We start from the raw sequence: 19,735 nt of genomic DNA, 5'->3' as shown, positions 1-19,735 counted from the left end.
AGGCGCCGGCAGGGGCGCCGTTCCGTTGTGCCCACCCGTTCCGCCCCAGCGGAACGATTGCCCACAACGGCGGAACGATTGCCGGGGCGGGGCCCGTCAGTGGATCAGGTGGAGGCGGGAGGGGGAGACCGTGAGGTGGATCGTTTGGCCCCACGTCAGTTCCAGCGCGTCCGATTCGACGCCGTCCCCGAAGGCGACCAGACGGTCCGACTCGACCGTGAGCCGCAGTCCCCGGCCCGCGTCCAGCACTCCCTCCACCCGGCTCGTGCCCGTCGTCGGGGACGGCCAGGCCTCGCGGACGAACCAGGCGAGCCGCGCGTCCGAGGGCGCGGGCAGGGCGAGCGCGCTGGAGCGCTGCTCCCACAGGGAGCGGAGCCAGCCCGTCGCGCCCGTCCCGGTGCCGACCAGGACACCCGAGGACGCCTGCGGCTCGGGCGGCACGTCCGTGCCGTCGAGCGCGAGGGTGTAGCGGGCGGTCTGGTGCCCCGGCGGGCCGACGTAGATCTCGTTCAGGGCGAGGAGCCGCTGCGCGTCGTCGGTGACCGCCTCGACCATCGTCAGCTCGTCGACCGCCGCCCCGGCCCCCGCCGCGTACGGCAGCAGCCGCCGCGCCCGCTCCGGCCGGTGCCGGACCAGGACGCCCGGGTTGCGCCCGGGGTCGGCGTCGATGCCGATGACGGGCTGCCCCGTCAGGTACTTCGCCGCGTTGGCGACGAGACCGTCCTGTCCGACCACGACCACGACGTCCTCGGGCCCGAACAGGAACCGGTCCAGGTCGGCGCGCTCGACCCGCGTCTGGCGCCACGTCAGCGGAACCGCGCCCGCCACCTCGGCGAGCGCCCGCCGCGTCCGCTCGTGTCGCTCGCGCACGGCGTCGACCGAGCGGCCGCGCGCGGAGAGGAAGAACGCGGCCTGCCCGTGCGTGCCGTGCCGGGCGAGCAGCTCCTCGTACTCCGTGGTCCGGTGCACGAGCACCGCGCGCGGCGCGAGACTCACGGCCGCGCCCCGCCCTCGCCGCCGCCCAGCTTGGCGAGCAGCCCGGTCAGCACGTCAGGGGAGAGCGTGAGGTGCTCGATGCGCGGCAGGTTCTCCGCGGCCCGGGTCACGGCCACGGCCTGCAGGACCGCCGGGTCTGCCTCCGCGTGCGCCCGCAGCCACGCGGCCTGCGCTCCGGCGCGCGCCTCGCCGACCTCGCGCGCCGCCTCCGCCTCGGCCCGGGCCAGCCTGACCTTGCGTACGGCCTCGGCCTCGGCCCGTACCGCGTCGGCGGCCGCGTTCTCCTCGGCCTCGCGGCGCGCGTTCGTACCGCGCTGCTCGACGAGCCGCTCCTCCTGCCGGGCGAGCTCGATCTTGCTGGCGAGCTCGTTCTCGGCGATGGCGCGTTCCCGCTCGACGGCGACCGCCCGGCGCTCGTACGTGGCCCGGTCGGCCTCCTGCTGGATCTGCTCGCGGGCGGGGGTGCGCAGGGCGCGCTCGACCTCCGGCTCGGGGCGGATCGCCACCACCCGGACCGCGACGACCTCGATGCCGGTGTCGGGCAGGCGCGGCTCGGCGGCGAGCCCGGCCGCGATGCGGTCCCGTACCGCCGCCACGCCGTCGACGAGCGCGGCGGCGAGCGTGGTGCGGGCGAGGACGTCGAGGGCGTGCTGCTGGGCGGTCTCGGTGAGGAGGGTGGCGAGCTGTTCCAGCGGGGTGCCGCGCCACGCGCCCGTGTCGGGGTCGATGGAGAAGTCGAGCCGGGTGGCCGCCGCGCCGGGGTCGCCGATCCGGTACGTGACGGTGGACTGCACGCTCACGTCCTGGAAGTCGGCGGTGCGGGCGTGGAAGGCCATCGCGAGCTCGCGGTCGTTCACCGGCACTTCGGAGAGCGCGGCGGTGAGCGGCCGGAACCAGAAGCTCAGCCCTTCGCCGTCGTGGACGAGCCGGCCGCGGCGCTGGTGGCGGATGTGGGCGGTGGGCGCGGAGCGCAGATGGCGCCAGCCGGCCCGCCGGGTGATGTCGGCCATGGAAAACCCCCTTGTCGTCATGTGGACGATAGGGGGATTCCATGGTTGTCGTCAAGGTGACGAATAGGGGGTGTCCTGTCCGCCTCAGCCCGCGACGGGCGCGGGCGCGGGCGCGGGCGCCGGAGACGGTGCCGGTGCCGGTTCGGCTCCCGGTGCGCTGAGGCCGGGGAAGGCCGGGACCGCCGTCGGCTCCGGCGCGGACGCGGGAGCGGGGACCGTCACGGGAGCAGGAACCGCCGCCGGCTCCTGCCCGCCGCCCTTCGTCAGCAGGACCACCCCCCGCGCCGCCACCAGCGACGCGCCCGCCGCGACCAGCCAGCCCCAGGCGCCCGCCCGGAAGGTCTCGCCGAGCAGGGCCACGCCGATCACCGCGGCCGCCGCCGGGTTCGAGAGGTTGACGACGGCCAGCGGGGCCGCGAGCCCGCCCCGGTAGGCGGCCTGGGACAGCAGCAGGCCGCCGCTGGCGAAGCCGGATATCAGGACGGCGAGGAGCGCGGTCTGCCACCAGGTCGGCTCGCCGCCGGGCAGGTCGAGCGCGAGCGCGGCCGTGAGCGTCTGGGTGAGCGCCGAGGCGACGCCCGAGGCGATCCCGGAGGCCGTCGCGTGTCCGAGTCCGCGACGCGCGGCCGGGCCGCCGGTCCCGCGCTGTTCGCGCCCGTGCAGCCGCCCGGAGGCCAGGACGGCGATCAGGAGCGCCGTCGCCGCGGCCACGATCAGGGACTCGCGCAGGCTGAGCGCCTCGCCCGGGGCGGTGGGCCCGGTCACGGCCACGAGCCCGACGAGCCCGCCCAGGGTCCACAGGGCTCCGCGCCATTCGGTACGGGTCACCCGGCGGCGCGCGCAGTACGCACCCAGCGGCAGCGCCGCCACCAGCGTCAGCGCGCCCAGCGGCTGGACGAGCGTCAGCGGCCCGTAGTGCAGGGCGGCCACGTGGGCGAGGGCTCCGGCCGCGTTGAGGCCGACCGCCCACCACCACTGCCCGCGGGCGAGGAGGGCGCGCAGCGCGCCGCGCCCGTCGGGGGCGGCGGGGGAGGCGGCGGCGAGCCGGGACTGGGCGACGGCGGCGAGCGCGTACCCGGCGGCGGAGACGAGGGAGAGGAGCACCGCGAGCGCGGTGCCGGCGGCGGGGTTCATCGCAGGGCTCCGACCGGGAGGGGCGCCGCGCCGAGCGGGCGGGACACGGATGGGGGTGCCGTCCGCCGTCCGGGGGCGCGGACGGCGAGCAGCGCGAGGCCGAGGAGGACGGCGGCGGCGAGCGCGTCGAACCAGTAGTGGTTGGCGGTGCCGACGATGACGAGCAGGGTGAGTGCCGGGTGCAGCAGCCAGAGCACCCGCCGGCGGGACCGGGTGGCGGCGATCAGGCCGATCGCGACCATCAGGGCCCAGCCGAAGTGGAGCGACGGCATGGCGGCGAACTGGTTCGCCATGGAGTCCGTCTCCGGTGTCGCCCCGTAGACGGAGGGGCCGTAGACGCGGGCCGTGTCGACGAGTCCGGACGCGGCGAGCATCCGGGGCGGGGCGAGGGGCATCAGGAGGTGCAGCGCGAGCGCGGCGCCGGTGGTGAGGGCCAGCACCCGGCGCGACCAGAGGTAGTGCGCGGGGCGGCGCCAGTAGAGCCAGACGAGGAAGGCGATGGTGGCCGGGAAGTGCACGGCCGCGTAGTACGTGTTGGCCGCCCGGGTCAGCGGTTCGCCGTGCAGGAGCAACTGCTGGATCGTTCCTTCGCCCGGCAGGTGGATCGCGCGCTCGGCGTCCCAGACGCGGTCGGCGTTCCGGAAGGCGCGGGTCTCGTGGCCGTTGGCGAAGAGCCGGCCGAACTTGTAGACGAGGAACAGCGCGGTGACGAGCAGCAGCTCGCGGAGGAGCGGAGGTCTGGCGGAGCCGGACCCGGACCCGGATCCCGACCCGGGCCCTTGCTCCGGTTCCTGTTCCGGTTCGGAGGCGGCTTCCGGGGCGTCGGTCCCGCCCTGGGCGGCGGGTGCGGGGGTAGGCGGCGACCCCGGTCCTGCAGGACGTGGTCCTCGTATCCCGCTCATCCCGACAGCCATCGTGCGGCCCTCTAATCCGTCAAATCGCCAACAAACGGAGTGAGCCTAGATCCGATTTCATCGAGACGCAAGCGTCTCGATACGTTTGCGTCTCGATTGTGCACCCCCTACTCTCGTATGTGCAGAGACAGAGGTGTCCGGGAGGGATCGATGTCCACACAGGCCGCGACCGCCGCCGCCCGTCGCAGCAAGATCACGCCGGAGCGCGAGACGGAGCTCTACGACGCCGTGCTCTGCCTCCTCCGCGAGGGCGGCTACGACTCGGTGACCATGGAGGGCGTCGCCGCCCGCACCAAGTGCGGCAAGGCCACCCTCTACCGGCAGTGGGGCACCAAGCCCCAGCTCGTGACCGCCGCGCTCGCCCAGCGCCGCTGCACCGTCTTCGCCGGCATCGACACCGGCACCCTGGCCGGAGATCTGCGCGAGGCCGCCCGGGTCGCCGCCTCCCGCCGCGAGCGGGACGCCGAGCTCATGGAGGCCGTCGCGCAGGCCTACATCCAGCACCCCGACCTGCGGGCCGCGCTCCGCGAGACCGTGATCGCCCCCGAGGTCGCGGCCATCGACGCGGTCGTGGCGCGGGCGGTCGAGCGCGGCGAGGTCGAGGCCGGCAACCCGGCGATCGGATTCGTCGCGCCCTGCTTCATGGGCATGCTCCGCATCGAGCGGCTCTTCGAGGAGCGCTTCGCGGACGCCTCGACGATGCGGACCTTCGTCGACGCGGTCCTGCTCCCGGCCCTGGGCGTCGAGGGCTGAGCCCCGGCGGCTGAGCTTGCGCCCGCGTGGCCGGGTCCGCCCCGCGCGTCGGGCGCGGTGAGACCCGGCTCCGTCCCGCACCCTGGAGGCATGGCCGCAAGCACCACCCCCGCCGTCCGTGTCCGCCGCGTCTACGAGGACCCCTCACCCGACGACGGGGTGCGCGTCCTCGTCGACCGGCTCTGGCCGCGCGGTCTCAAGAAGACGGACGCCCACATCGACGAGTGGCCCAAGGCGCTCACGCCCTCCACCGAACTCCGCCACTGGTACCACGGCCCCGACGGCGCGTACGAGGAGTTCTGCCGCCGTTACGAGGCCGAGCTCGACGCCCCCGAGGCCGCCGCCGCCCTCGACCGGCTCCGGGAGCTCGCCGCCCGGGAGACCGTCACCCTCCTGACCGCCGCGAAGGACCCGTCCACGAGCCACACGTCCGTACTGCGGCGCGCACTAGAGTCGGCGTAGCCGGGGCGCCTCCGCGGCGGCGTCGAGCGCGCTCCCGCCCTCCGTACGGTCCGCCAACTCCCGCGCCCACACCACCAGTCCGCCGACGTCGATCCCGTACGCACCGGGAATCGGGCTCCCGCCGGCCAGCCGGTCGGCGCCGCGGCGCAACAGCCGTGCCCCGCCCGCCGTGTTGCCGCGGGCCGCGTGCGTCAGGCCGACGGCCAGTTGCGCGAGCCCCTGCCACAGGTCCCGCTCCGCCGCCGGGCCGGACTTCCAGGCGTCCTCGAAGACCTCGTGCGCGTGGAAGGGCATCCCGGCGTCGAGCAGCCGCTGCGCCTCGCGCACGGTCTCCTCGGGCGCGCGGACGACCCCCTCGGGCTGCCGGGGCACGCCCTCCGCCCCGTACGGCAGCGGACGCCCGAGCCCGTCGCGCGGCCGGGAGCTGCGCGCACGCCCCTCCGGGTCGCGGTCCCTGCCGCGCGCACCTTTCCGCGAAGCGCCCCGCGCACCCTCCCGCGCGCCCTCCTCCGCCCCGGCCCGCGCGCCGCCGTCGTCACCCGTTGTCCGGTTCACCCGTCCATTGTCGCCCCTCGGACGATCACGAGCGCTAGGCTCGTCTGTCCGGCGCTGTTCCGGTCCGCGCGGGTGGTGGTGCCGGTAGCGTCATGACCAACAGTTCGTGTGTGGGGAGTGAGTCACCGGTGCCGACGGATCCCGAACAGTCGCCGCCCGCAACGCCGTTCGCCGCGCGCGTCTCCGACGCGGAGCGCGGCGGGCTGCTCGAGCGCGGCCCGGAGCTCGCCGCGGCCGCCCACGCCGTCGACGAACTCGTCGCCGGAGCCGCCACGGGCGGCCCGGGACGCGGCGGGATACTCGGCTACCGGGGCGAGCCGGGCATAGGCAAGACCGCGCTCCTCGCCGAGATACACCGCACCGCCCGGGACCGCTGCACCGTCCTGACCGCCCGGGGCGGCGAGACCCTCACCTCCGTCCCCTTCCACCTCACCCGACAACTGCTCCAGCCCGCCCTGGACGGCTTCGCCGCCGACGAGGTGCGGCAGCTCTTCGGCGACCACTTCGACCTGCTCGCCCCGGCGCTCGGGCTCGCCGCGCCCACCCTTGACGCGCCGGCCGACCCGCAGGGCGTGCTGATCGGCCTCGCCCGGCTCCTGGACCGTCTCGCCGAGCGGCTGCGGGACCGGCCCCCGGTGCTGCTCGTGGACGACGTCCACTGGGCCGACGCCGAATCCCTGGCCTGGCTCGACGCGTTCACCCGCACCCGCCGCGACCGCCGGCTGCCCGTCCTCGTCGTCCTCGCCCACCGCCCGTTCGTGCGGGAGCCGCAGGGCCCCGGCGGACACGCGACGCTCGCCGCGCTCGCGGACCGCGCCGTCCTCACCCTGGGCCTGCACGCTCTCACCTCGGGGGCCACCGCCGAGCTCGCCCGGGACGCCCTCGGCGGGCACGCCGACGAGCCGTTCTGCCGCGAGCTGTGGTCGGTCACCTCCGGCAACCCGTACGAGACGGTCGAGCTGCTCGCCAACGCCCGCGACCGGATGCTCGAACCCGTCGCCGGCTCCGCTGCCCTCCTCCGCGACCTCGGCGCCGGCGCCCGCGGCGGCGGACTCGTCGCCCGCCTGGAGGAGCTCGGCTCCGGCCCGACCCGCCTCGCCTGGGCGACGGCGGTCCTCGGCACGGACAGCACGCCCGACTTCCTCGAAGCCCTCACCGGCCTGAGCGCGAAGCAGGTCGCCGAGGACACCGAACTCCTCCGGGCCGCACGCATCGTGACGGCGCCGACGAAGGGTCGGAACGGACTCGCCCTCGTGCCCGTCCCGCCCCTGGAGTTCGCGCACCCGCTCATCGCCACCGCCGTGTACGGCTCGGTGCCCCCGGGCGTACGGACCGCCCTGCACGGACGCGCCGCCTGGGCGCTCACCCAGGCCGGCCACGGACCGGCCGCCGTCTCCCGCCACCTCCTCGAAGTGCACCCGGACGACGACGAGGAGGTCGTGAGCCGCCTGCGGGCCGCCGCCGTCGAACACCTCGCCGTCGGAGCCCCCGACGCGGCCCGCCGCTGCCTGGAGCGGGCCCTCAACGAACCGCCCGGCCCCGACACGTACGCCAGGGTGCTCTACGAACTCGGCTGCGCCTCCCTGCTCACCGCGCCCGCCGCCACCGTCCGGCACCTGCGCTCCGCGCTCGACCTGCCCGGCCTCGACGACGACCTGCGCATCGACGCGACCTTCCGGCTCACCCAGGCCCTCGCCCACAACAACGAACTCCACGAGGCCGCTCGGGCCGCCGCCGTCGAATACGGCCGGACGCCGCCGGGCACCGGCCGACGACGGCTCCAGGCCGCGCACTTCATGTACGAGGGGTTCCAGGCGGCCGAGGTGGACGGCCACGACCGCTCCCGCCGCCTCGCCGAACTCACCGCCGGCTTCACCGGGGCCGACAACTCCGAACGGGCCCTCATCACCGTCCGCGCCTTCGACGCGATGATGCGCGGAGAACCCGCCGCCGAGGTCGTACGGCTCTGCGACCTCGCCCTCGTCGACGGGGCGCCCGCCCGGGGCCTCGGCTGGACCGACCCCGAATGGGGCTTCGAGATCCCGGCCCTCACCGGCATCGCGTACGCCTTCGCCGACCGCCCCGACCGGGCCGAGGCCCTCTTCAGCGAGGCGGTCCGGGCCTTCGAGATCTCCGGCTGGAGCGGCGCCCACCTCGCCTTCGCCCACACCCTCCTGGGCCTGGTCCACCGGCGCCGCGGCAACCTGCCCCGCGCCCAGCACCACCTGGAGGAGGGCCTCCGGCTCGCCGACCGCGTCGGCGACGGCCTCCCCGTCCACTGGGACACCGCCTGCCTCCTCGTCGACACCCTCGTCGCCCGGGGCCGTACCGCCGAGGCCCGCCTCGTCGCCGACCGGTACTCCTTCGGCCCGCCCTGGCCGGGCGCGATCGTGCTCCCCGACGGCCCCAGCGTCCTCGGCCGGCTGCTGCTCGCCGAAGGCCGTACCGAGGAAGCCGTCTCCACCCTGGAGGGCGCGGCCGAGGCCCTGACCGTCCGGGGCCGCCACCACATCGTCTGGGCACCCTGGCCGCTCGACCTCGCCCGGGCCCTCGCGCCCACCGACCCGGACCGAGCGGCCGGGATCGCCCGCGATGCCCTCACCCACGCGGAACGCCTCGGCACGCACACCGCCCTCGGCGAGGCCCACCGCTGCCTGTCCCTCTTCGCCGACCCGCCGGAGGCCCGGCGCCTGCTCGAACGGGCCGTCGAACACCTCGCGGCGTCGCCGTCCCGCTACGAGGAAGCCCGCGCCCGCCTCGACCTCGCCCACGCCACCGGCTCGGCCACGACCCTCGCCGAAGCCACCGCCCTGGCCGCCACCTGCGGCGCAGACCTCCTCACCCCGGACGCCGTGACAGCCCGTGCGTCATCCCACCCTCCGGAGTGAGGTAATGTTTTCCCTGCACGGCGACGCGGGAGAAACCCCGCGGAGACGCGCATCGGGACGTGGCGCAGCTTGGTAGCGCACTTGACTGGGGGTCAAGGGGTCGCAGGTTCAAATCCTGTCGTCCCGACTCGAAAGAGTCGCAGATCAGGGGCCGTTTCAGAGCAATCTGAAACGGCCCCTTGATCGTTCTTGGGGACCGGTCGGGGACCAAGCCGTCTTGACCGCGTCAGCGGACGACCACGATGGGGCTCGGCAGGGACCGGGGCGCGCCGAGTGCGGTGAGGTGTGCCGAGGGAGCCGCGTCGGCGGCGGTGATCCTGTGCACGCCGGGGTGCGGGTACCGCTGAGTAGTGGTCAGGGAGCCATGCCCGGCGCTGCGGACGGCGAAGTCCGGCCGCACAGCCGGCGACGTCGTTCCGCCGGACCCGGAGCGGAGCCGGTGGTGCCGTGTCGTGTCACCGGGACCCCGGTCGCCCGGCGACCCCTACACATCCGGGAGCCCGTGCCGGCGGCGACCGAGGGCACTCCTTTCCCATGGCGGGTGGACTCCCAGGTGGCGCAGGGCGGACGCCGCCGCCCCCGCGCCGCACATGCCGTGCGCACCGGGGCCGGGCGGGGTGGCGGCGGAGCACAGGAACACCCCCGGCAGGCCGGTGGCGTAGGGGTCGAGCGCGGGGCGTGCGCCCAGGACGAGCTGGGGGATCGTCTTCGCTCCGGTGAGGATGTCGCCGCCCGCGAAGTTGGGGTTGGCGGCGGCGAAGTCGGCCGGGCGGGTGACCCGACGGCCCACGATCCGTTCGCGTACGCCGGGCGCGAAGCGTTCGAGCTGCCGCAGGATCGCCTCGGTGGCGTCACCGTCGTATCCGTGCGGGACGTGGGCGTACGTCCACACGGGGTGGACGTCGCCCGCCGATCGCGACGGATCGGCCAGGTACTGCTGGCCGACGAGCACGAACGGCCGCTCGGGCATCCGGCCCTCCGTCACCTCCCGCTCCGTGCCGGCCACTTCCGCGAGCGTGCCGCCGAGGTGCACGGTCCCGGCGCTCCTGGCGCGCTCGTCCCGCCAGGGCACGCCGCCCTCCACCGCCAGGTCGACCTTGAACGCGCCCGGGCCGCGCCGGAAGCGCCGGTACGCGGCGGTCACGCGGGACGGCAGCCGGTCGCCGTAGAGGGCGGCGACCTGGCCGGGGTCGAGGTCGAGGAGGGTGACGTCGGCCGGTGGGATCTGCCGACGGTCGGTGACCCGTACGCAGGTCTCGATGCTGCCGCCGTGTGCGCGCAGCACCGCGGCCATGCTCCGGGCGATCGACTGCGAGCCGCCTTCGGCGACGGCCCAGCCGGAGGCGTGGCCGGCCGTCAGGATGCCGAGCCCGATCGCCGAGCTGAGCGGGTCGGACAGCGGGCGGTAGGCGTGCGCCGCCACCCCGGCCCACAGCGCCCGGGCCTGCGGCGTACGGAAGATCCGGGCGAGGGCCACGGCGGGCAGCACGGTCGGCAGGCCGAAGCGCGCGAGCAGCAGCGGGTGCGCGGGGATCCGTAGCAGCGGGCCCATCACGTCCTCGGCGAGCGTGTCCCAGTGCCGTACGGGGGACCCCATCAACGCCCGGTAGCGGGGGCCGTCCGGACCGAGCCCGGCGGCGGTCTCGTCGACGGAGCGCAGTAGGACGCCGGCGGTCCCGTCGTCCAGGGGATGGACGCAGTCGATCTCCGGGAGCCGCCAGCGCAGCCCGTGAGCCCCGAGGCCCAGGGAGCGGAGCGCCGGCGAGGCCACGGCCATCGGGTGGATGGCCGAGCAGTGGTCGTGCAGCAGTCCGGGCAGGATCGCCTCGTCGCTGCGGGTGCCGCCGCCGACCTCGTCGGCGGCCTCCAGGAGCGTGACCCGCAGCCCCGACTTCGCGAGGAGGGCCGCGGCGGCGAGCCCGTTGGGGCCGCCGCCGACGACGACCGCGGTGGTCACGACGCCGTCTCCACGGGCGGGACGCCGGGGAGCGGGCGCAGCGGGTGGAGGGAGCGGACGCCGTGGACGGGACAGTCCGGGCCGTCGGTGGGCCGGGGCTGCCGACTCAGCATGTCCCGCACCGTGACGTGGCCGCTTTCCAGCAGTCCGAGGGCGGCGTCGTGGATCTCATACGCCTGAGTCTGCCGGTGGATGGGCCGGCTCTCCAAACAGGCCCGGCCGCCAGGCGGTCGAAGGCGTCGCCGGTGAACACCCAGGCGCTGGTGGCCCAGTTGCCGACGTAGTGGCGCATCGCGTGAAGCACGACGCCACCGTGCCAGGACGCGCCGGTCGGGGTGGTACCGATCGCTTCGACGAGGCCGGCGTGAGCGTCGGGGACGACGAACTGGACGCCCATCAGGCCGCGGGAACTCCGGTCCCGAAGGGCAGGCGCCCCGTGGCGGCGTGGGCGGCGAGCGTGCCCCAGGCGAACATGTCGCCCTCGGGGCCGGCGATACCTGTGCGGTAGCGCTCGGAAACGGCCTCCGACGCGCTTCCGGGGACTGGCGAAAGGCGCCCGCGCCTCCGGGGCGGCGGGCTCGTGAAGACCGCTCCGTAAATGTGGAGGAGGTCGGGGAAGTCCGTGAGTCTTCCGTCGGCGAATCGCGCGGGGAGTCGGTCCTGAGGGTCCCCACACCCGGCTCGACTTGCCGGTAACCCCGCTCTGACCAGTGGAAACACGGATCTGCCCGAGGTGGCGTCGGTCCCGTGGTGTGTTCGAACGACAGGGGTATGGTCGGCCGCGTTCGCCTGACCGGGTGAATGAGGAGGACGAAAGACCGACCGCGGACGTTCGAGGCGAGGCAGACCGATGGAAGTTCCGGCCCGCACCGACGGGGGCGTGGGCGACGGAGGTTGGTTCACGCGGAGCCCGGACACGGCGACGCCGACACCGCCGTCGCCGAACGGCCACGTGCCCGGCCCCCGTACCGCACCGCCGAACGGCCACCTGCCCGGCCCCCGTACCGCACCGCCGAACGGCCACGGGACCGCGACGCGCCCCGTACCGCCGCAGCGGGGCCGTTCGGAGCCGCGCGCCGCGGACACGGACACCTCCGACGCGGCGCTGCTGCGCCGGACGATGGCCGAGATCGAGCCCATCGCCGACACGGTCACCTCGTACTTCTACGCGCTGCTCTTCCTCCACCACCCCCACCTGCGGGCGCTCTTCCCCGCGGCGATGGACACCCAGCGCGACCGGCTCTTCAAGGCGCTGCTCACCGCCGCCACCCACGCCGACGACCCCGTCACCCTCACCGCGTACCTCACCCAGCTCGGCCGCGGCCACCGCAAGTACGGCACCCGGCCCGAGCACTATCCGGCCGTCGGCGAGGCGCTGATCGGCGCCCTCGCCCGTCACGCGCCGTCGAACTGGGGGCCCAGGACCGAAGCCGCCTGGATCGCGGCCTACACGGCCGTCTCCCAGATCATGATCGACGCGGCGACCGAGGACGAGCTGCGCGCGCCCGCCTGGTGGCAGGCCGAGGTGGTCGCCCATGAGATGCGCACGAAGGACATCGCGGTCGTCACGGTCCGGCCCGACCAGCCGTACCCCTTCCTCGCCGGGCAGTACACCGCCCTGGAGACCCCCTGGTGGCCCCGGGTCTGGAGGCACTACTCCTTCGCCTCGGCCCCCCGCTCCGACGGCCTGCTCTCCTTCCACGTCAAGGCCGTGCCGGCGGGCTGGGTCTCCAACGCCCTGGTCCACCGCGCCCGTCGGGGCGACGTCCTCCGGCTCGGTCCGCCCACCGGCTCCATGACGGTCGACCACACCACCGACAGCGGACTGCTCTGCCTCGGCGGCGGCACCGGGATCGCGCCCATCAAGGCCCTGGTGGAGGACGTCGTGCAGCACGGCCGGCACCGCTCCGTCGACGTGTTCTACGGCGCCCGCCGCAATGACGACCTGTACGACTTCGACACCATGCTCCGGCTGCAGCAGTCGCACCCCTGGCTCTCGGTCCGGCCGGTCGTCGACGACGGTCCCGTCGGCCTGTCCGGCGGACTTCCCGAGGCGGTACGCGAGTACGGCTCGTGGCAGACCCACGACGTGTACCTGTCCGGCCCGCCCGGCATGATCCGACGCGGCGTCGACACCCTGCTCGGCATGGGCGTCCCCTCCCGCCGCATACGGCACGACTCCATCGAAGGACTGGTCGGGGCGACGACGTGAGCACTTTCGAACAGACGGCGCCCCTGCGCACCACCCGCCCGGGCAGCGACGGCGAACACCTGGTCCAGCAGCGCATGGGCACCATGGAGCGCGCCGACCGCTTCTACGCCGAGCAGGTCCTCGACCGACTCAACCCGCGCATGGGGGAGTTCGTGGCCCGGCAGGAGATGTTCTTCCTCGCCACCGCCGACCGGCACGGCGAGTGCGACAACACCTTCCGCGCCGGCCCGCCCGGCTTCCTCCACGTCCTCGACGACCGGACGCTCGCCTACCCCGAGTACCGGGGCAACGGCGTCCACGCCAGCCTCGGCAACATCGAGGAGAACCCGCACGTCGGCGTCCTCATGGTGGACTTCCTGCGCGACCGCATCGGACTCCACGTCAACGGCCGGGCCGGGATCGTGGCCGACGAGGACATGCGCCGCGCCCACACCGCGCTCGTGACCGACCCGGTGCCCGGGCGGCGGTCCCTGGTCTGGGTGGTGATCACGGTCGAGGAGGCGTACATCCACTGCGCCAAGCACATCCCGCACCTGCAGCGGGTCCCCGCGCGCGGCGCCGGCCGCTCCTGGGGAACGGACGACGTGAAGCGCAAGGGCGGCGACTTCTTCGGAGCGGCCGCCGACGCACCGGCCCGGGGCCCGTTCCTGCCGCCACCCCGCGCGAGCGCGGCGACCTGGCGCGCCGAAGCCGAACGAGCCCTGGAGAGGGCGGCCCGGCACGCCCCCGGCCCGCGCGGCGCGGCCGAATCGGGGCGTCAGAACTTCAGCGGCTGGTTCAGCAGAAACACCCCGGCCTGACGGCGCGGCTCCCGCTTGCCGCCCCTCCGGCAGCCGGTGAGAATGGTGAAGGAGCACCGCCTCGCGACCGGGGCGTGTCCGCAGCAACTGTCCCGCCCCACCAGGAGTTGGTGATCGGGGGCCGGATGCCCAGGATCCCACGCGGCGTGGCCGACGCGTCCGCCGGACGGGCCGTCGTACACGACCGCCAGGGCACACTCATCGCGCTGGACCTGGAAACCGGAGCGGTGTTGTGGCGTCATGGCCGCGCGTTGCGTCCCTGCGCGATCGTCGGCGGGAACGTGGTGGCGCTCCGTGTGGGTGCCTCGCCCGAGTTCGAGGTCGAACTCCTAGACGTGGGCGAGGGGACGGAACTCTGGACGTCGCCGGCCCTCGCGCTGCCACCGTGGGCCCACCCGACCCTGCAGGACTCGCCCGAGTTCACCGTGCGCACGGCGGAGGTCCGGGATCCGCTGCTGATCCGGTGGACCGCCCGGGCCCTGTACCGGGGCGGCGCGCCGCCCGGTCCCGGGGTGACGGGAAGTCAGCCGCGCGAGGCGCACGGCGCCCTGCGCGTCGGAGTGGCGACTCCGTCGGTGGAGCCGCTGCCCGGGAAGGCGAACGAGGCGAACGAGGCGGACGCGGAGGCGGACACGGAGGTCCCGGCGCCGCCGCAACCGCCGCTCCCCGCCGACGTACTGGACCACGGGCGGGTCGGTGGCCTCCGGATGGAGCTCACCGTGCGCCCCGGCTCCGGCGGTGAGGACGCCGTCGTCCTGCGGGCGGTGGACGCGCGTACCGCCGCGGCCGTCTGGGAGGTGGTACTCGACGAGACGGCGGAGCGCCGCCCCCGCAGACTCCGCCCGTAGCCCTGGCGGACAGCCGCCACCCGTACCCGCGCGCGTAGCCACGCCGAACAGAAACGGCTCGCACCCAGAGGTGCATCATGACCATCTCGGACGAACAGCTCGCCCAGGCCAAGGACATCACCGTCGAGCAGGTGCGGCTGCTGCGCAGGAGCCGGGGCGCCACGAACGAGACGCTGGACGGCCTGCCCGTCACGGCGGTGCGCCGGGCCCTGCGCCGCCTCGACTACCCCGACCTGCCCAACGCCCGGCTGCTGTTCCGGTACGAGCAGGAGCGCGGCGACGACGGGACGGTGCCGCCGCACGCCCAGGGCACGGCACGGGCCAGGACGCGCTCGCTGGTACGGAGCACGGCCCCGGCCCCGCAGACGGCCGGCGTGCCGACCGGTCGTCACCGCGGCGCGCGGGCCGACCGGCCGGCGCCGACCGCGGGGATGGCGCTCACCGCGTGGGAGTGGCTCGGCCCCGGGAACATCGGCGGCCGTACCCGCGCCCTCGTGGTCGACCCCGGGCACCCGAACAAGATGTGGGCCGCGAGCGCCGGCGGCGGCGTGTGGATCACCCGCAACGGCGGCGCGAAGTGGGCGCCCGTGGACGACTTCCTCGGCAACCTCGCGTGCGCGTGCATGGCGATGGACCCCTCGGACCCGTCGACGATCTACGTGGGCACCGGCGAGGGCTTCTCCAACCTCGACGCCCTCCGCGGCAACGGCATCTTCCGCACCACCGACGCCACCACCTGGGCGCCCCTGCCGGCGACGCAGACCCAGGACTTCCGCGCCGTCACCCGGATCGCGGTCTCCTCGACGGGTGCCGTGGTCCTCGCGGCCACCGACACCGGACTGTTCCGCAGCTCGGACCCGGCACGGGCGACGTGGACCCGGGTCCTGGGCATCCCGCTCGGCCAGGTCGTGTTCGACCCGGGCGACGACGAGAAGGCGGTCGCCGGCGCGCTCGACGCGGGCGAGGCCTGGTTCAGCGCCGACGGCGGGCTCAGCTGGCAGCCCGCGACGCACGGCCCGTGGTCGGGCCGGGTCGAACTCGCCTACGCGGTGAAGGACCCGAAGATCGTGTACGCCTCGGTGCAGGCGCAGACCGGCCAGATCTGGCGGTCCACCGACGGCGGCAGGACCTACCAGCGCAGGAAGATCAGGACCCCGAGCGGCAAGGTGGCCGACTACCTGGCCGACCAGGGCTGGTACGGCAACACGATCTGGGCCGGGGACCCGACGGACGCGGACCTGATCGTCACCGGCGGGGTCGACCTGTGGCGCAGTACGGACGGCGGAGACCACCTGGCCGAGATCAGCACCTGGTGGGACCCGGCCTCGGTGCACGCCGATCACCACGCGATCGTCTCGCACCCCTCGTACGACGGGGTGCACAACAGGACCGTGTTCTTCGGCAACGACGGCGGGGTGTTCAAGGCGGCGGACCTCGCGGTGGTGGGGTCGGAGCCGAAGGCGCCGTTCGTCGACGGCTGGACCGAGCTGGACAACAACTACGGCGTCACGCAGTTCTTCGGCGGCGCCGGCAACACCGTCAGCGGAAAGATCATCGGAGGTGCGCAGGACAACGGCACGCTCGTCTTCGACCCCGCGACCGGGACGGAGGGGTGGCGGGAGTTCCAGGGCGGTGACGGAGGCTGGTGCGCCTGCGATCCGACCGACCCGGACGTGCTCTACGGCGAGTACGTCTTCCTCAACATCCACCGCAACGACGACGGCGGCGCCACCGACGATCCGGACCGCTACATCAGCGGCCAGTTCTGGAACCCGGCGATCCCCGGCTGGGACTGGAAGCCGGTGCCGTTCCGGATCCCCGACGCCAAGAACCAGCAGGCGCTCTTCATCGCGCCGTTCGTCATGGATCCTGGCAATCCGGAGCGGCTGCTCGCCGGCGGTCTCTCGCTGTGGCGCACGAACGACGCGAAGGCGCCGAACACCCCTACCTCGGGCCCCAGCTGGCAGGCGATCAAGCCGAGCGCGGGGTCGCCGATCAGCGCGCTCGCCGTCGCTCCGGCCGATTCCGACGTGGTGTGGGTGGGCCACCGCAACGGCATGCTCTTCCGCACCACCGAGGGCACGGCCGCGACGCCGACCTGGGACCGGGTCGGAGTGATCGGCCCGGACCCGCTGCGGCCGCAGCGGTACTGCACGAGCATCACCGCCCATCCGACGGACGTGAAGACCGCGTACGTCGCCTTCGGCGGTTTCGAGCCCGGCAACCTGTGGGTGACGGAGGACGGCGGCGCACGCTGGACCGACCTCTCGCCCACGCTCCCCGCCGCTCCCGTACGGGCGCTCGCCGTGCATCCGCGGCGCCACGCGTTCCTGTACTGCGGCACCGAGATCGGCCTGTTCGCGAGCGAGGACTCCGGGACGACCTGGTCGCCGACGAACGAGGGCCCGGCCAACTGCTCGGTCGACGACCTGTTCTGGATGGACGAGACCCTCGTCTGCGTGACCCACGGCCGCGGCATGTTCCGGATCGACCTCTCCTCGGTCTGACCGTCCGGCGAGGGTGAAGGTGAGCACGATGATGCGCAACGTACGCCTGCGGGGCCGGATCGAGGCGATCGCGGCCTGCCTCAGCGGACTGCTGTTCCTCCTGACCGCGATCTGGCCCGACTGGATCGAGCGGGTCTTCGAGGTCGAGCCCGACCAGGGCAGCGGAGCCCTGGAGTGGGTGATCGTCGGCGTCGCGCTCTGCGCCACGATCGTCTTCTCACTCCTCGCGCGCGCCGAGTACCGCAGGGCCCGGGCCGTGCAGGGCTGAGCCGCGCCGGCTCGGAGGCGGTCGACCTCGCTCGATCCCCCGCGGGTTGCGCCGAGTCGGCCCCGACGGGCTGTTCGTGCGCTACGGTCCGGACAACGGATGGCCGAGCGGACACAGGGCGAGGGAATGCTGGAAGAGGTCGTGACGGCACTGGCCGCGACGGGCGGTGCAGCCGTCGTGCAGGCGGCCGGTACGGACGCGTGGGGCGGCTTCAGGAACGCGGTGGCCCGATGGTTCGGCCGGGGCCGGCCGGAGCGGGAGCGGGCCGAGATCGAGCGTCTCGACCGCACGGCCGCGGTGCTCGGGGCGGGCCACGAGGTCGACCACGCGCGCGAGGAAGGACTGTGGCAGGCCCGCTTCGAGGCGATCTTCGAGAGCATGGACGAGGCCGATCGTGCCCAGGCGGCCACCGAGCTGCGCTCGCTGCTCGCGACCCACGCGCCCGCGGGCCCCGTGGTGGCGGCCGATCGGGCCGGGCTGTCCGTCGGCGGAGACGTCGATGTCCGGGCCGACCGCGGATCGGTCGCCGCGCTCCGGATGGGAGACGTCGTCCTGGGGTCCCCTTCGACGCCGGGCCCGGACCAGGGCTGACGGTCCCCGGCACCCCGCTACGCCCGAACGCCCTCGCGGGAGAGGCGGTCCACGCGCAGAACGGCGGCATCGCCGCCGGGCACATCGGACTCCTCCAGCTGCTGAACCCGCCGAGCCGCCCCGCCGTGTCCTGGCCGCACCAGGTCGGGGTGCTCCCACCCGAGGCGGACTGCTTCCAGGAGCGGGAGGCGATCCGTGCCCTGGAACCGGCCTGGGCCGATGAGCGCCCAGGGGGCGGGGAACGGTGCCACATCCTCGTCGGCGGCGGTGGAGTGGGGAAGACGCAGGTGGCGGCCCGGCACGTCCGCCGGCTGTGGCACGGGGGAGACCTCGACCTGCTGGTCTGGGTGAACGCGGCCGGCCCCGAGGCGATCACCGACGCCTACGCGCAGGCGGCCGCGAGCGTGCTCGGCGCCGACCGCCGGGACGCGGGGCGGGCCGCCCAGACCTTCCTCCGCTGGCTCGGCCAGGACCACGGCAAGCGCTGGCTGGTGGTCCTGGACGATGTCACCCAGCCGGCGGACCTGCACGACCTCTGGCCACCGCAGGGCCCCGGCGGACGCACCCTGGTGACGACGCGCAACCGCGACGCCGCCTTCCTGGCGCGGGGGCGGGCCCGTATCGAGGTCGGCCTCTTCACGCCCGAGGAGTCCCACGACTACGTGGCCGGCAAGCTCGCGGTGCACGGGCGGGCCGACAGCACCGAGGAGATCCTGGCGCTCGCGGAGGACTTCGGACACCTCCCGCTCGCTCTCGCCCAGGCCGTGCCGTACATGGTCAACAAGCATCTGGACTGCGCTGCCTACCGCAGGCGCCTGGCCGATCGCAGACTCGTGCTGCACGACGTGCTCGCGGACATCAGCGGCCTGCCCGACGGCCAGCGGCACACGGTCGCCGCCGCCTGGTCCCTGTCCGTCGACCTGGCGGACCGGCTCAGCCCGCGTGGAGTCGCGCGTCCCCTCCTCGAGATCGCCGCGATGCTCGACCCCAACGGCATTCCCGCCCTGATCTTCGACGGGTGGGCCGTCCTCGACCGCGTCAACCGCGACCGCGCGGCGGAGACCGACGCCATCGACCGGGACCGCGCGGCGGAGACCGACTCAAGGAAGTTCGATCTCCAGGATGTCACCTGCGCGCTGTGGAACCTCCACCAGCTGAGTCTCGTCGACCACACGCCCGGAGTCCCGCACCGGACCGTGCGCGTCCACCAGCTCATTCAGCGGGCGGTCCGGGAGCCGCTGGAGCCGGGCCGGCGGCGACGGCTCGCTCGTACCGCGGCCGACGCCCTGGCCGACGGATGGCCCGACCGCGAACGCGACGCGGACCTCGCCCAGGCGCTGCGCTCCAACACGGACGTCCTGAAGGACCATGCCGAACGGGCCCTGCACTGGCCCGAGGTGCACACCGTGCTGTCCCGCTCGGGTCACAGCCTCGGCGAGAACCGGCAGGTCGCGGCGGCCCGCGAGCACTTCGCCCGGCTCGCCGACGCGGCCCGGCGCCATCTGGGCGGCGAGCACCCCGACACCCTCACCGCCCGTCTCGACCTCGCCGTGTGGAGCGGAAGGTCGGGCGACGCCCAGGCCGCCGCCGACCTGCTGGCCGAACTCCTCGCGCCCACCCTGCGCGTGCTGGGCGAGAGCCACCCGCAGAGCCTCACGGTCTGGAGACACCTCATCGACTGGCGGGAAGCGTCCGGCGACCGTCCCGGGGCGGCGACGGCCGCCGTCCGCTTCCTCGACCACCTGGGGCGGGTGCTCGGGCCCGACCACCCGGCGACGCGCGCGCAGCAGGCGTCCGTCCGGCGGCGACACCACGACACTTAGGCTTTCTGCGATGTCCC

General features: G+C 74.6%; 18 protein-coding genes and 1 tRNA gene. 11 read left to right on the top strand and 8 right to left on the bottom strand.

Annotation, left to right across the window (positions count from 1 at the left end; all coding sequences use genetic code 11):
• Positions 1-96 precede the first annotated feature (96 nt).
• From ACWGN5_RS09485 to ACWGN5_RS09470, 4 genes are all read right to left on the bottom strand, one after another.
• A complete protein-coding gene (locus tag ACWGN5_RS09485) occupies positions 97-996 on the bottom strand; it encodes a hypothetical protein (RefSeq protein ID WP_453512865.1) in 900 nt (299 codons plus the stop codon).
• On the bottom strand, positions 993-2,006 hold the full coding sequence (locus ACWGN5_RS09480; protein ID WP_453512863.1) for an SPFH domain-containing protein: 1,014 nt from the start codon (positions 2,004-2,006) through the stop codon (positions 993-995). The genes ACWGN5_RS09485 and ACWGN5_RS09480 overlap by 4 nt, the downstream gene beginning before the upstream one ends.
• An 84-nt stretch (positions 2,007-2,090) precedes the next feature.
• Positions 2,091-3,140 (bottom strand): DMT family transporter, encoded by a 1,050-nt coding sequence (locus ACWGN5_RS09475; protein ID WP_453512861.1) that lies wholly within the window; start codon positions 3,138-3,140, stop codon positions 2,091-2,093.
• Positions 3,137-4,042 (bottom strand): phosphatase PAP2 family protein, encoded by a 906-nt coding sequence (locus ACWGN5_RS09470; RefSeq protein WP_453512860.1) that lies wholly within the window; start codon positions 4,040-4,042, stop codon positions 3,137-3,139. The genes ACWGN5_RS09475 and ACWGN5_RS09470 overlap by 4 nt, the downstream gene beginning before the upstream one ends.
• 162 nt (positions 4,043-4,204) lie before the next feature.
• Here ACWGN5_RS09470 and ACWGN5_RS09465 point away from each other — a divergent pair, with 162 nt between their 5' ends.
• Entirely contained in the window at positions 4,205-4,807 is a 603-nt protein-coding gene (locus tag ACWGN5_RS09465; protein WP_453512857.1) for a TetR/AcrR family transcriptional regulator, read from the top strand.
• Positions 4,808-4,897: 90 nt separating this feature from the next.
• Entirely contained in the window at positions 4,898-5,269 is a 372-nt protein-coding gene (locus ACWGN5_RS09460; protein WP_453512856.1) for a DUF488 domain-containing protein, read from the top strand.
• Here ACWGN5_RS09460 and ACWGN5_RS09455 read toward each other — a convergent pair.
• On the bottom strand, positions 5,255-5,824 hold the full coding sequence (locus ACWGN5_RS09455) for a DUF309 domain-containing protein (RefSeq protein ID WP_453512855.1): 570 nt from the start codon (positions 5,822-5,824) through the stop codon (positions 5,255-5,257). The two genes, ACWGN5_RS09460 and ACWGN5_RS09455, sit on opposite strands and share 15 nt — an antisense overlap.
• Before the next feature lie 203 nt (positions 5,825-6,027).
• Here ACWGN5_RS09455 and ACWGN5_RS09450 point away from each other — a divergent pair, with 203 nt between their 5' ends.
• A complete protein-coding gene (locus ACWGN5_RS09450) occupies positions 6,028-8,712 on the top strand; it encodes an ATP-binding protein (RefSeq protein ID WP_453512877.1) in 2,685 nt (894 codons plus the stop codon).
• 53 nt (positions 8,713-8,765) lie between these two features.
• A tRNA-Pro gene (locus ACWGN5_RS09445) sits at positions 8,766-8,839 on the top strand.
• Between the two features lie 357 nt (positions 8,840-9,196).
• Here the strand turns inward: ACWGN5_RS09445 and ACWGN5_RS09440 are convergent.
• The 3 genes from ACWGN5_RS09440 to ACWGN5_RS09430 are packed head-to-tail and all read right to left on the bottom strand — an operon-like array spanning position 9,197 to position 11,066.
• Positions 9,197-10,669 (bottom strand): phytoene desaturase family protein, encoded by a 1,473-nt coding sequence (locus ACWGN5_RS09440; RefSeq protein ID WP_453512854.1) that lies wholly within the window; start codon positions 10,667-10,669, stop codon positions 9,197-9,199.
• Positions 10,666-10,878 (bottom strand): DUF3556 domain-containing protein, encoded by a 213-nt coding sequence (locus ACWGN5_RS09435; RefSeq protein WP_453512852.1) that lies wholly within the window; start codon positions 10,876-10,878, stop codon positions 10,666-10,668. The genes ACWGN5_RS09440 and ACWGN5_RS09435 overlap by 4 nt, the downstream gene beginning before the upstream one ends.
• A complete protein-coding gene (locus tag ACWGN5_RS09430; protein ID WP_453512850.1) occupies positions 10,776-11,066 on the bottom strand; it encodes a hypothetical protein in 291 nt (96 codons plus the stop codon). The genes ACWGN5_RS09435 and ACWGN5_RS09430 overlap by 103 nt, the downstream gene beginning before the upstream one ends.
• 483 nt (positions 11,067-11,549) lie before the next feature.
• Between ACWGN5_RS09430 and ACWGN5_RS09425 the strand changes: the two genes are divergently transcribed.
• From ACWGN5_RS09425 to ACWGN5_RS09395, 7 genes are all read left to right on the top strand, one after another.
• The gene (locus ACWGN5_RS09425; RefSeq protein ID WP_453512847.1) at positions 11,550-12,881 is read left to right on the top strand and encodes a globin domain-containing protein; all 1,332 of its coding nucleotides are present in this window, start codon (positions 11,550-11,552) and stop codon (positions 12,879-12,881) included.
• A 74-nt stretch (positions 12,882-12,955) separates the two neighbouring features.
• A complete protein-coding gene (locus ACWGN5_RS09420) occupies positions 12,956-13,681 on the top strand; it encodes a pyridoxamine 5'-phosphate oxidase family protein (protein ID WP_453512874.1) in 726 nt (241 codons plus the stop codon).
• Positions 13,682-13,827: 146 nt separating this feature from the next.
• Complete coding sequence (locus ACWGN5_RS09415; protein WP_453512845.1) at positions 13,828-14,529, top strand: hypothetical protein; 702 nt, start codon at positions 13,828-13,830, stop codon at positions 14,527-14,529.
• Positions 14,530-14,606: 77 nt separating this feature from the next.
• Positions 14,607-17,036 (top strand): WD40/YVTN/BNR-like repeat-containing protein, encoded by a 2,430-nt coding sequence (locus ACWGN5_RS09410; protein WP_453512842.1) that lies wholly within the window; start codon positions 14,607-14,609, stop codon positions 17,034-17,036.
• Positions 17,037-17,064: 28 nt separating this feature from the next.
• Positions 17,065-17,304 (top strand): ABC transporter permease, encoded by a 240-nt coding sequence (locus ACWGN5_RS09405; protein ID WP_453512839.1) that lies wholly within the window; start codon positions 17,065-17,067, stop codon positions 17,302-17,304.
• A 99-nt stretch (positions 17,305-17,403) separates the two neighbouring features.
• Positions 17,404-17,895, top strand: coding sequence for a hypothetical protein (locus ACWGN5_RS09400; protein ID WP_453512836.1), 492 nt, complete (start codon positions 17,404-17,406; stop codon positions 17,893-17,895).
• Between the two features lie 125 nt (positions 17,896-18,020).
• The gene (locus ACWGN5_RS09395) at positions 18,021-19,718 is read left to right on the top strand and encodes an NB-ARC domain-containing protein (RefSeq protein WP_453512834.1); all 1,698 of its coding nucleotides are present in this window, start codon (positions 18,021-18,023) and stop codon (positions 19,716-19,718) included.
• Positions 19,719-19,735: the final 17 nt, after the last annotated feature.

Source organism: Streptomyces sp. NPDC055815 (assembly GCF_053616475.1).
This window is presented reverse-complemented; position numbering and strand designations above follow the sequence as displayed.

What these genes read in the sequence shown, in the direction of transcription:
- ACWGN5_RS09480 (WP_453512863.1), bottom strand. Translation starts at nt 2,006, where the DNA reads ATGGCCGACATCACCCGGCGGGCCGGCTGGCGCCATCTGCGCTCCGCG.
- ACWGN5_RS09475 (WP_453512861.1), bottom strand. Translation starts at nt 3,140, where the DNA reads ATGAACCCCGCCGCCGGCACCGCGCTCGCGGTGCTCCTCTCCCTCGTC.
- ACWGN5_RS09470 (WP_453512860.1), bottom strand. Translation starts at nt 4,042, where the DNA reads ATGAGCGGGATACGAGGACCACGTCCTGCAGGACCGGGGTCGCCGCCT.
- ACWGN5_RS09465 (WP_453512857.1), top strand. Translation starts at nt 4,205, where the DNA reads ATGTCCACACAGGCCGCGACCGCCGCCGCCCGTCGCAGCAAGATCACG.
- ACWGN5_RS09460 (WP_453512856.1), top strand. Translation starts at nt 4,898, where the DNA reads ATGGCCGCAAGCACCACCCCCGCCGTCCGTGTCCGCCGCGTCTACGAG.
- ACWGN5_RS09430 (WP_453512850.1), bottom strand. Translation starts at nt 11,066, where the DNA reads ATGGGCGTCCAGTTCGTCGTCCCCGACGCTCACGCCGGCCTCGTCGAA.
- ACWGN5_RS09420 (WP_453512874.1), top strand. Translation starts at nt 12,956, where the DNA reads ATGGGCACCATGGAGCGCGCCGACCGCTTCTACGCCGAGCAGGTCCTC.
- ACWGN5_RS09410 (WP_453512842.1), top strand. Translation starts at nt 14,607, where the DNA reads ATGACCATCTCGGACGAACAGCTCGCCCAGGCCAAGGACATCACCGTC.
- ACWGN5_RS09405 (WP_453512839.1), top strand. Translation starts at nt 17,065, where the DNA reads ATGATGCGCAACGTACGCCTGCGGGGCCGGATCGAGGCGATCGCGGCC.
- ACWGN5_RS09400 (WP_453512836.1), top strand. Translation starts at nt 17,404, where the DNA reads ATGGCCGAGCGGACACAGGGCGAGGGAATGCTGGAAGAGGTCGTGACG.